We start from the raw sequence: 11,862 nt of genomic DNA on the forward strand, positions 1-11,862 counted from the left end.
TGTTATAATAGAGAGATGACTATGTTTTTCAACAAGGGATGAGATAGAGTTGCGAACGTTTTTTTTAGACAAACAAGACATCGTGAAAATCACCGGCGAACGTTTTTATAAAAGGGGCCGGGATTATTATCAGAAGGGCCGGGTGCATGGAATCACCTACAATCCTACGATCAATGCCTGGCGCGGCCAAGTCCGCGGAACGGAAACGTACAATGTCCGTATTTTCTTTTTCGATGATGATGATCTGGAAGGGAGCTGTGACTGTCCGGCCTATGCGACGCATTATACCTGCAAGCACATAGCCGCCGTTTTGCTGGCAATCAGCCAGGAGTCATGGAGTAAAATCCGTACCGAGTCCGGACAGGAGGATTTCACGGCTGAACAAGCAGATTATGACTTTTCTGTGAGGATGATCGATGCATTCACCGAAAAAACGCCGAAACAAAAGCAACTGTTGCAGGTAGAATACATCCTGCAAAGCAGAGTGAATCCTCATAATTCTACGTTTTTCCTTGAAACAGAAGTGAGACTGGGCACATCCAGAACGTATGTCATCAAAGACATCCGGGAATTGTTGTCCCATATCAAAAGAGGGATTCCTTATAAAGTAACGCCTTCATTCACCTATCAGCCCGGCAGCCACGTCTTCCGGGAGCAAGATCAACCAATTATCGACCAGTTGATCGACGCCTATGACAATGAGGCTTTATACGAAAATTCTTTTTCCAATCCTATAGCTGATAAACGATCGATTATACTGCCGCCGGCTTCTGCTGGGGAAATGCTCATGCTGCTGGCTGAGGCAGACAGTTATTATCAGGTAAGAGAAGAGAAAATGCCGATCGAAGTGGAGCAAAACGTTCAGCCTGTCCGCTTCCAACTAGACAAACAGGCCGAGGAAGCCTTTCAAATCGATATTTCCGATTTGGCGAATTATATGTACTTCCAACACTATGGCTGCCTTTTTTCTGACGCAACCTTTTACCTGCTCGATAAGGAACAACATACAATCATGGACCAGCTGTATGCCCTGCTTCCATACAGGACGGATAAACAGCAACAGATCGCCGGCAAAGAGATGAGTTCCTTCGTCAGTAATGTCGTTCCCAAACTGGAAAAAATCGGCCGGGTGCATTATGCAGAAAAAACAAAGAAGGCTATCACCACCAGTCCGCTGCGTCCGAAAGTTTATCTTGAAGAAGTTTCCGATTCGCTTCAATTAAAACTGGAATTCCATTATGGGGAAGACATCGTTTACCCTTATCAGGAAGATCGACTGGCAGAAAAGGTAATCAAACGGGAAGCCGACAAAGAATTGGCATTGATCAACCTGTTGGAAAAGGCGGAATTTGTCTATTTAAACGATATGTACCAATTGTTTAAAACCGATGCGATTTATCACTTCCTGCAGGAAACACTTCCCCAATTACGAGAAATGGCTGATGTATATGTTTCTTCCAGGGTGAAGTCTTTGATCAATACAGGCGAGCCGGTTATGTCCAGTTCTGTTGAAGTCAACCGTCTTGACGGAATGCTTGATATCCAGTTTGATGTCGAAGGAATTTCAGCCGAGGAAGTCCAGCAATTGATGCAGGCGTTAATTGAAAAACGGCGTTATTACCGAATCCCGGAAGGAGCATTGGTCTCGCTCGAAGATGAATCATTCGAGTCTTTCCGCCAGCTGGCCGACAAGCTTCAGCTTCAAAAAAGCCAGGTGGAGGACGGTAAAATCCAAGTGCCCATGGCACGCAGTTTTCAAGTTGAGGAAGCTTTGGATGATGACCATGCCGAATATGGCGAAACTTTTCAACAGTTGCTCGCCCAGCTGAAAAATCCCGGCGAACTTGATTTTCCCCTGCCGGCAAAATTGGAAGCAGAATTGCGCGATTATCAGCTGACTGGTTATCGATGGTTTAAAACGTTAAGTCACTATCATCTAGGCGGTATATTGGCAGACGATATGGGATTGGGGAAAACCATCCAGACAATCACCTATTTGTTGTCGGAAAAAGAAACCAACGGAACAATGAAAAGTATCGTAGTGGCTCCCGCCTCCCTGCTATATAACTGGCAGAAGGAGTTTGAAAAATTCGCCCCTTCTCTTCAAGTAGCGGTTATTGCCGGCACCAAACAGCAACGACGGGAAATAATCAATTCAAACAGCGCTGCCGATGTTTATGTGACCTCTTATCCACTGTTGCGTAAAGATACTGGATTCTATGAGGATACAGTCTTTGATCACTTTATATTGGACGAAGCACAGGCGATCAAAAACCATTTGACGCAAACTGCGAAAGCCACAAGGATGATTCAAGCTGGAAAACGTTTTGCCCTCAGTGGTACACCGATCGAGAATTCTTTAGAGGAGTTGTGGGCGATTTTCCATACGATTTCGCCCGGACTGTTTGTCAATAAAAAAGCGTTCCTTAACCTGGAACACGACTACATCGCCCGCATTACCCGGCCGTTCATTTTACGACGGCTAAAAACCGATGTTCTCGAGGAGCTTCCCGACAAGATTGAAACGGTGCAATACTCGGATCTTACCAAGCAGCAAAAACAGGTGTATTTGGTTTATCTTGAAAAAATGCAACAGCAGGTGGCCGAAACAATCGAGGAAAAAGGATTTGACAAAGGGAAGCTGGAAATCTTGGCCGGTCTGACAAGACTGCGTCAGATCTGTTGTCACCCCGCCCTGTTCCTCGATAACTATGATGGAAAATCAGGCAAGCTGGAACAGCTGCTGGAAACGGTACAGGAGTTGCAGCAAAGCGGCAAACGCGCGCTGGTATTTTCCCAGTTCTCATCGATGCTCGGCATCATAGAAAAAAAGTTGACAGAACAAGGAATCGACGTCTTTTGCCTCGATGGTTCCACCCCGCCTTTAAAACGGATGGAAATGGTGGATCGGTTCAATAACGGAGAAAAGACCGTGTTCCTGATTTCTCTGAAAGCAGGCGGAACCGGTTTGAATCTTACCGGCGCAGACACCGTCATCTTGTATGACTTGTGGTGGAACCCGGCGGTCGAAGAGCAGGCAGCCGGCCGTGCCCACCGGATCGGCCAGAAAAAAGTAGTCCAGGTCGTCCGATTGATAACAGAAGGTACGATTGAAGAAAAAATATTCGAGCTACAACAGAAAAAGCGCGAACTCGTTGATCAAATCATCCAGCCTGGCGAGACGATGCTATCGAAGCTGTCGGAACAGGAACTGCGCGAGCTGTTGCAGATGAAAGTATAACGATTCCCCAGGCTGGTTTAGGCCTGGGGATTTTTATATTTTTTCACTATTGATAATGAATCGAGAACCTATTTTCCTTATGACTTTCTTTTGTCCTTGGCTAGTTAGAGCAGTAGCCCTCGTTACGGAAATACCTTACGCTTTTAACGGGCGGCTGGCGAGTTTCCTCGAGCTAGCGCCATATGTACGGGATCTCAGCGAAGCCTCTCTTCCCGCAGGAAAGGTGTCTTTCGGTGGGAAGAGTAATCGCAGTCCAAGGGAAGCTGCGACAACAAGACATCGCACGAAGAAAATCGGTTTGTATTTTCTAGGAGTCTACAGGCTGGAAAGGGAGTGTTTTTCGCAATGCTGGACTTACGCTCATCTTCTATAGAACGAGTGAGAGCCTTATAAAAAGAGAATTTTCACTAGTTTGCATCAACAACTGAAATATAAAGGCAGCAAAGTGTTTGCTTCCGATATTAAAAAAGGAACCCTGAGCGGGTCCTTTTTTCACGACACGAATTTCAACCGGATTTTTCCTGTTTGCGCAAGCGGTATTCTTCTTTAGCGAACAAGATTCCGAGCTCATGCGGGTCACCCTGATACATTGCTCGTTGTAAAAAGCGAATTTCTCCCCGTTCATCCCGTACCTCTAATTTACAGAAAGCACTATTTCGCTGTAATGCACTGTAAAACTCTTGTTCATTGCTGATTTGCTGTCCATTTACCCGCTCGATTCTTTCACCGACAAGCATGCCGAGTCGATCTGCCGGTGTACCTGGAATGATGCCAAGGATCAGCAGACCCTTTTCAGAAGGATGAAAGAAAGGCTGCTCCTGCTTATCCTTTTCTCGAAAACGAAAGGAAATCCATTCCCTTCCCACCAAAGCCACTCCGAATGCAGCAAGTGAGAGAAGCGGTAAAAAGTAACTGCCGATGGCAAGACCAAAGGTGAAAAGTGCCAAAATAAGTACTGATCTGCCGATTCTTTTGGCAGCATACACGGGGTTTGTTCCTTTCACCACTTGCTCGAACCCTGTCATGAGCGGCAGGAGAACCAAGCCAAAACTTTCACCCTGGATATGTAAAAACGGCCACCAGTCCGCAAACGGCTCGATCATGCCTGATGGGACCAAGGTGAAGAACGGAATGACAGTCAGTTTTTTCAACCGATGACGGCCCACCCACTTACCACGATTTCCTTTGACCAGTTCCGGATAAGTCTCCCTGCTTGTACTTCGCAACAATAACAGGGCTTCCATTAGTAAAAAGGCTGCGAGCAGCAGGACAAGTCCGGTGAAATTCAGTGACTGCAAATCGGTCGTCAAGGGAAAATCTGTGTATTCCGCTATCATAGGGGGAGCGATCAACAAAATCAAGTAACTAAATCCAAAAGTATAAGCAGCCGATAGCAAGGTGAATCGTCCTGAAATAGAAAGCAGCACCATCATCGCCGACAATAACATGATGACAGGATAGCTGAGGACTACACCGCCACCGACAAAAGCTATCGAAAGCAGTATTCCGCCAATCAAGCTGACAGGCCATGTATGCTTAGCTTCAGAAAATGCATCGAAAATTTTCAAACCAAATTGACTTCGTTCTTGCTTGATTCTACGTGTCGAAGCCAGCAATAACAAAATTACCGACCAATACAGCAGCGGATTCAAAAACAGCTTGCCGATCCCTTTTGCCAATTCTATCAACCATGCATCCATTGCCAATCTATTCCCCTCCCCGCTCTAACCACGACGTACCGGTCAAATATAGTATGTATATTATAGCATAGGAAAATGCCCATTAGACAGCAATATTAAGAAACATCTCCTATAAACTATCAATCCAGAAACAGATCTATAAGAAAGTTTCTTATGCTGGGGTCAGTCCCCCACCTTATTAGCGCTTTACCAATCTAAACCGGCAGGGGACTGACCCCAGCGGGTGCTTATCCAAAAAAACACCCGTAGGTGATATCGCCCACGGGTGAAATCTATCTATTGAAACAGTGTTTGCAAAGCTTCTTCCTTTTGTTTATCGTTACTGCCTTCTCTGATTTTTTCTATGATATCTGCCTGTAGTTTGTTTGCTGTCTGTTCGTCGATTTTCCCTGTGCTTTCAAGACTGTTGTCGGATTGATAGCTTTGGACCGCATTTGCCGTTTCCTGGTCGTAAAGCCCGTCCTTGTTTCCAGGCTCGTAACCGAGTCCGCTCAACATGATTTGAGCATTCTTCACTTGATCATTGTTTTGATTCAATTGGAGGGGTTCCTCGACTTGCAGCGGATTCGTATAAAAGTAATCTGGCTGTTTGACTTCAATGGTAGGTTCTATCCCTTTTTCGTGTATCCAGTTCCCTTCCGGAGTCAGCCATTTGAACAATGTCATTTTGATTGTACTGCCGTCCCCCATCGGAATCGCCTGCTGAACTGTTCCTTTACCAAAACTGGTTGTACCGACTAGTTCGGCATCGCCAGCTTCTTGCATCGCACCTGCCAGTATTTCCGAAGCGGAGGCACTTCCCTCGTCAATCAGGACATTAATTGGATAACCTTTCTTTTCATCAATCTCTGAGAAGTAACGGGACTTTTCTCCATTGCGGTCTTCTATTTGTACATAAGGTGTATCTTTCGGGATGAAGTTTTTCAAGATATCCTCTACAGCTGTGAACAAGCCGCCCGGATTTCCACGGACATCGATAACCAATCCGTCGATACCCTTGTCTTCCAACTTAGCGAGCTCTTCATCGAATCGTTTCGCAGTCCCTTCTGAGAAGGAAGTAATTTCAATGATGCCTGCTGTTTTTCCATTTACTTCTTTCGTGTCGGAATAAACTGTTTCCAATGGAATATCGTCTCTTGTCAGTTCAATGTTCAGAGGATCGGAAACACCTGGACGATTGATTTCCAAGGAAACTTTCGAACCCTGTTCTCCTCTGATTTTGGAAACCGCATCATAAAGATCCAACCCTTCTACGCTTTCCCCATCGACTTTCAAGATTTGGTCATTCGGCTTTAATCCTGCTTCTTCTGCCGGCGAATCTTTGATTGGAGCGATGACGGTGACCTTGCCTTCCACCATGCTGACTTCGGCCCCGATTCCTTCGAAAGATGACTCAATCGAATGATTGAACTCCTCGACTGTTTCCTGATCCATATACACACTGTACGGATCTTCCAGGCTGTCCATCATTCCCTGAATCGCACCCTCGATCAGCTTGCTGTCATCTACATCTTCCAGATAGCTATCCTTGATCAGGTTAAATGCCTTGTTTACTTTTGCGAGTTCCTCGCTGCCTTGCGAGTTCCCGATCAACTCCTGCTGCTGTTCTTCGCTTAAATCGGCGAACGTTCCACCATCTCCGCCTTGTTGTGCAGTGGAATCCTGTGACTGGGCAAGCTGGACACCAAAGTAAGCCCCGACACCGCCAAGCAGGAGGGCAGCCGCCATAATCGCCGCTATGTAGCGTTTTTTGAGATTCATGGTATTCACTCCAATGGATTTGATTCTATTTCTGCCAAAGTCTCTCCTTACTACTTTAACACGAAACAATCGCTGGTCGAGAAATTTTGGACAAAAAGGATGAAGATGTAAGAAAAAGGCATCACACCGTGACTGTGCGATGCCTTTTCTTAATTCAGTTATATGCGGGACTTGTCCCAAACATGCCTGTAGAAAACTTAGAAGTAACTATAAGGATTTACGGCGTTACTTTTCGAAAGATTCCAAGAACCCTTGTGCAGTTCGAAATGCAAATGCGGGCCGGTCGAATCACCGGTATTACCCATTTGACCGATTGGTTGCCCCTGGGTTACAGATTGGCCGGTTGAAACGTTGTAACTGTTTAAATGAGCATATACAGTTGTGTAAACTTGTCCATTGATATAATGGCTGATAAACACACAGTTACCGTAACTTGATGAACGATACGCCCGGATGACTACGCCATTTGCTGCTGCTTTGACAGGTGTGCCGATTCCATTTGCAATATCGATTCCGGCATGGAAAGTTCCCCAGCGCTGCCCTAAGCCAGAAGTGTTTCTTCCCTCGGCTGGGCGGATGAAAGACCCATTGCCGCTGGATTGTTGGGAGGAAGAAGCTTTGCTGCTACTGCTGCTTCCGCTTGAATTGGACGCTTCCGATTTTTTGCGTGCTTCTTCTTCTTTACGTTTTTTCTCCGCTGCCATCTGTTCCAGTTTTTGCTGCTCAGACTGCGCCTGTTGGATTGCTTTTTGAATAGCGCTTTGCTGGCTTGCAAGCAACTGCTGTTCTTCCTCTAAGGACATCTTATATTCTTCGAGTTCTTGCTGTTCGTTTTCCAGCTCGGACATATATGATTCCTTTTGCTCCATTTTTTGGTTCAAGTCGGCTTTCAGCGATTCAAGCTCCTGTTTTTGCTGCTGCAAACTGCTTTTCTTGTCTTCAAGCTCGGCTTGTTTGGTTTCCAACTGCTCTTTCTTGGAAACTACTTCTTCCTGTTTCTCTTCCAATTCGGCCTTTTCTGCCCGATGGGTTTCCATAATGTCTTTATCTTGATCCATGATTTTATTTACAGCAGTTGCCCGATTGATGAAGTCCCCGAAATTTTGGGCTCCCATCAACACTTCCAAATAGCTGATGTCTCCACCGTTTTTTTGAATAGCGCGCAAACGATTTTTCAACAAATCCTCACGCTTGGCAATCCGTTCTTTCAAGTCCTCGATATCTGCTTTCAGCTGTTCAATCTCCTGCTTTGTCTTTTCGATTTCAGCAGTCGTTTGCTCGATTTCCTGATTGGTGGTATTAATTTCTGCTTCCTTACTCGCGATTTTATCTTGAGCATCGGACAGTTCCTGATCGATTTTCTCTATTTCATTTGTTACTTGGTTCTGATTCTCTTTGTTTTCTTCAATCTTTTCTTCTGTATTGGACTTTTTACCGCTCACTTCGCTTTTTTCGCTGTTGACATCCTCTTGTTTTTCTTTCAATGAATTGATTTCATCTTTTACATTGCCGAGTTCATCTGCCTTCACCTGGCTGACACCCGGTAACACAGTGCCTAATGATAATGCAGTTATCATGAATAAATAAGCCGGTTTTTTCTTATTCATTTTATAGTTCCCCCTGTTAATACTATTTAGCGATTGGTCTATTCATTGTTGACTAAATCCTCTGCCTACACCTTCAAGAACTTCCGTACGCTCATGACACTGCCCCATACTCCGATGACGGCACCGATTCCCAGTATAATCAGGGAAAGCTGCCAGGCAAACGGGTTGAAAGGCATCAATGAGACAAAATCAAATGTTATCAATTGGCTTACATTTGCGTCAAGGTAGTAATAACCTGAGATAATCACTGCTATCGGAATCACACTTCCTAGTATGCCGAGCAGCAAACCTTCGATAAAAAACGGCCAGCGGATAAATGCATTCGTTGCTCCCACGAGCTTCATGATGCCAATTTCCTTACTGCGGGCCATAATGGTGATTTTAATGGTATTGGAGATAAGGAAGATTGCCGTGAATACCAAACCGATGATCAAAGCTAATCCTATGTTTCTTGCATATTTATTGAAACGGAATAAATTCTGGACAACATCTTCTCCATAATTGACTTCCTGGATATTTTCAAATCCTTCGATTTCCGACGCTACATCAAATGTATCTAGTGGATCATCCGTTTTAATGACAAATGCGTCATTCAACGGGTTGTCCTGTTCAAACATCTCCCAGGTTTCCCCTTGTTCTCCCATACTTTCAATTAAGCCGTTTAATTCTTCCTCTTTTGAGGAATAATCTACACTAGCAACTTCCGGAATATCATCGATCTTTTGGCGGATCTCATCTACTTGCGCTTCATCTGCAGTAACTTCGACCAGTGCCTTGATTTCGACATCTTCTTCGATATTGCCGGCAACCTGGTTCAAGTTAAGCATCAATGCCAGAAATGCTCCGACCAGGATCAAAGTGGTGGTCACAGCCCCCACTGAAGCTACGGTCATCCAGCCGTTCCGGCGGATGTTTTTGGCGCCTTCACTAAGGTGTCTTTTGAATGTATTAAATTTCATAGCCGTATTCACCCCGATGTTCGTCACGTACCACTATGCCGTCTTCGATAGCAATTACGCGTTTCTTGATAGTGTTCACAATCTCTTTGCTGTGAGTGGCCATTAGAATAGTAGTTCCTGATGCATTTATTTCTTCAAGGATTTTCATGATTTCCCATGATGTTTCCGGATCCAGGTTTCCGGTCGGTTCATCAGCGATAACTAATTGAGGATGATTGACAATCGCCCTGGCAATAGCCACCCGTTGTTGTTCTCCCCCGGATAGTTCGTCGGGGATGAAGCGAGCTTTGTTTTTTAAACCCACTTGGTCTAACACTTCCATTACTCGCTTACGAATCACTTTCGGGCCTTCTTCGATTACTTCCAGTGCGAAAGCCACATTTTCGAAGATTGTCATTTTGGGGAGTAATTTGAAATCCTGGTAAACTACGCCAATGTTTCTTCTTAAGTAGGGAACCTTTTTCCACTTCAAATCATGAAGCTTGTAGTCATTCACGATGACAGTCCCTTTTGTTGGTTTTTCTTCTCTGAAGATCATTTTGATGAATGTAGACTTTCCCGCGCCGCTCGGACCGACAACATATACAAACTCACCTTGTTCGATGCGGACATCAATACCATTCAGGGCAGTGACGCCGTTCGGGTAAGTCTTGTAAACTCCCTGCATATCTATCATAAATTTATCACCTTTATCTCAATATGTTATATCTTGTTGAATTTTCTAGCTAGCCAACGCTGATTATATTGTCGAATCAGCAATTCTTTTACATTATAACATCTCTTATTGATTTTTTTAGCCCTAAAATTATTACATTTATATTTCAAAGTTAGCAATATCACAACAAATTACGCCAATAACATAGTAAACCGCCAGGAATAATGACAGTTTATAAGAATAGACTATGAAGATTGCCAGAAAAATTCAACTTCCTCCCTTTTATCGGCATCTTTCTTGTTTTGTTTAACCAAAAGACAAAAGTGCTTCCATGACCCGGAGGTTTTTTCGTCAACAAGAGGTGGAACCCAGCCAAAAAAAAGATGCCCTCTGCTTGAGGACATCTTTTTTCTGTCACCGGTTAATTTACTTTTTTTCAGCAAGCCAGGCGGAAATTAATTCTGCATCCTTTCCTGTCGCTTGTCCGGGCGGCATGCCACCTTTGCCTTTTTCAATGATCTCCAGTATTTCTTCTTGAGAATATTTGCTGCCTATTTCCCGGAGGTCCGGTCCGATGTTTCCACTCAAGTCAGCACCGTGACACGACTGACAGCTTTTCTTGTACTCTTCTTCCGCTGCCGCAGTATCGACGGTTCCTGCTGAGTCACCTGTGTTTTCTTCCGTTTGCTGTTCTTCCGACGGAGATTGTCCATCTTCCCCTGCTTGATCGCCCGCGCCACATCCGTTCATGACGAAGGCTGCCGCGAGCAGAAAGAGAAACAAAATTCTTTTCAAGATCTATTCCCCCATTTACTACGTTGTCATCTACTATTATAAGCAAACTAGTGGGTTTTAAAACCCTCGCCAAGCACTTCGGTGGCATTCATGGCCACGACAAACGCATGAGGATCAATCCTTTTTACGAGTTGTGTCAATTTCGTGAATTCGTTTTGCGCAACCACGCACATGACGATCCGCCGTTCTTGTTCTGTATATCCGCCGGTTCCATTTAAAACGGTGACTCCTCTGTCGACGTCTTGGAGCAAAGCCCGCCGGATATTTTCCGTATGGTCCGTAATAATCAGTACATTTTTGGACGTATTCAAACCAACCTGGACAAAATCAATCGTCCTGCTGGTAACGAACAAACCGATCAATGCATAAAGCCCTTCTTCTACAGAGAAAACGAAGGTAGCCGTCAACACAATCATCCCATCAAAAATCGGCACGCAGACACCGAGCGGGAGATGCGTGAATTTATGGAGAATTTGTGCGGCAAGATCGATTCCGCCAGTAGATGCCTTGCCACGGAAAACTATACCAAGTCCGAGACCGACTCCCATCCCGCCAAATATAGATCCGAGCAAAGGATCCGGTGTTGCGGGCGGCAGATCTCTCGTTAAAAACACGAAAAACGGCAGCACGATTGTACCGACCAATGACTTCAGGCCGAAATTTTTACCAAGAATTATTACCCCGGAAATAAACAACGGGATATTCAGCGCCCACTGGACTACTGAAGGTTCCCAGCCAAACAATGCTTTTGTTATCGTACTGATGCCCGCCACTCCACCTGATGCCACATCATGAGGCAAAAGGAAAACGTTAAAAGCGAGCGCCACAAAAAACGCTCCGATAATCACCATCGAATATTCAATTACATGAACCAGCCATTTCGGCATGGGATTCCGCCTATATTTCGCAATCATCATAACACCCCGTTCATCAAATAGCAGAGAAGGACAACCTTCCCCACCCAACCTTAAGGAGTATATCATGACCGCAAGCCGGTAACAAGACTTTGGGGACAGTCCCACTAGCGTTGCATTAATGGGTTATCTTTACTTTAATGAAAGAATATGTAATCTGTTTACAAAAATAAAAATTGCTCCTATTGTAGAAGAAGACCTAACTAGTTCCCAAATCTTCTACAAAGGAG

The 11,862-nt window shown here is 44.8% G+C and carries 8 protein-coding genes; 1 reads left to right on the plus strand and 7 read right to left on the minus strand.

What is annotated here, in order from left to right:
* The first annotated feature begins 49 nt into the window (after positions 1 to 49).
* Positions 50 to 3,241 carry a DEAD/DEAH box helicase gene (locus ABVF09_RS13775; protein ID WP_371069410.1) on the plus strand — a complete coding sequence of 1,064 codons (3,192 nt, stop codon included), beginning with the start codon at positions 50 to 52 and terminating at the stop codon, positions 3,239 to 3,241.
* A gap of 506 nt (positions 3,242 to 3,747) precedes the next feature.
* Here ABVF09_RS13775 and ABVF09_RS13780 read toward each other — a convergent pair.
* The 7 genes from ABVF09_RS13780 to ABVF09_RS13810 all read right to left on the minus strand — a co-directional run bounded on the left by ABVF09_RS13780 (position 3,748) and on the right by ABVF09_RS13810 (position 11,605).
* The gene (locus ABVF09_RS13780; RefSeq protein WP_371069416.1) at positions 3,748 to 4,941 is read right to left on the minus strand and encodes a PDZ domain-containing protein; all 1,194 of its coding nucleotides are present in this window, start codon (positions 4,939 to 4,941) and stop codon (positions 3,748 to 3,750) included.
* 276 nt (positions 4,942 to 5,217) lie between these two features.
* The gene (locus tag ABVF09_RS13785; RefSeq protein ID WP_026570952.1) at positions 5,218 to 6,702 is read right to left on the minus strand and encodes a S41 family peptidase; all 1,485 of its coding nucleotides are present in this window, start codon (positions 6,700 to 6,702) and stop codon (positions 5,218 to 5,220) included.
* Between the two features lie 197 nt (positions 6,703 to 6,899).
* Positions 6,900 to 8,309 carry a murein hydrolase activator EnvC family protein gene (locus ABVF09_RS13790; RefSeq protein WP_371069411.1) on the minus strand — a complete coding sequence of 470 codons (1,410 nt, stop codon included), beginning with the start codon at positions 8,307 to 8,309 and terminating at the stop codon, positions 6,900 to 6,902.
* Positions 8,310 to 8,374: 65 nt separating this feature from the next.
* Entirely contained in the window at positions 8,375 to 9,268 is an 894-nt protein-coding gene (gene ftsX / locus ABVF09_RS13795) for a permease-like cell division protein FtsX (protein WP_371069412.1), read from the minus strand.
* The gene (gene ftsE / locus ABVF09_RS13800) at positions 9,258 to 9,944 is read right to left on the minus strand and encodes a cell division ATP-binding protein FtsE (protein ID WP_026570955.1); all 687 of its coding nucleotides are present in this window, start codon (positions 9,942 to 9,944) and stop codon (positions 9,258 to 9,260) included. Before ftsE ends, ftsX begins: the two co-directional genes overlap by 11 nt.
* A 405-nt stretch (positions 9,945 to 10,349) precedes the next feature.
* A complete protein-coding gene (locus ABVF09_RS13805; protein ID WP_371069413.1) occupies positions 10,350 to 10,718 on the minus strand; it encodes a c-type cytochrome in 369 nt (122 codons plus the stop codon).
* Between the two features lie 47 nt (positions 10,719 to 10,765).
* Positions 10,766 to 11,605, minus strand: a complete 840-nt coding sequence (locus ABVF09_RS13810) for a YitT family protein (RefSeq protein WP_035427058.1) — start codon at positions 11,603 to 11,605, stop codon at positions 10,766 to 10,768.
* Positions 11,606 to 11,862 lie beyond the last annotated feature (257 nt).

It is taken from the genome of Sediminibacillus sp. JSM 1682029 (genome assembly GCF_041366435.1).
Taxonomy (GTDB): Bacteria; Bacillota; Bacilli; order Bacillales; family Amphibacillaceae; genus Sediminibacillus; species Sediminibacillus terrae.

Coding starts and splice junctions, on each gene's coding strand:
- ftsX (WP_371069412.1), bottom strand. CDS start 9,268: ATGAAATTTAATACATTCAAAAGACACCTTAGTGAAGGCGCCAAAAAC.
- ABVF09_RS13790 (WP_371069411.1), bottom strand. CDS start 8,309: ATGAATAAGAAAAAACCGGCTTATTTATTCATGATAACTGCATTATCA.
- ABVF09_RS13810 (WP_035427058.1), bottom strand. CDS start 11,605: ATGCCGAAATGGCTGGTTCATGTAATTGAATATTCGATGGTGATTATC.
- ftsE (WP_026570955.1), bottom strand. CDS start 9,944: ATGATAGATATGCAGGGAGTTTACAAGACTTACCCGAACGGCGTCACT.
- ABVF09_RS13785 (WP_026570952.1), bottom strand. CDS start 6,702: ATGAATCTCAAAAAACGCTACATAGCGGCGATTATGGCGGCTGCCCTC.
- ABVF09_RS13780 (WP_371069416.1), bottom strand. CDS start 4,941: ATGGATGCATGGTTGATAGAATTGGCAAAAGGGATCGGCAAGCTGTTT.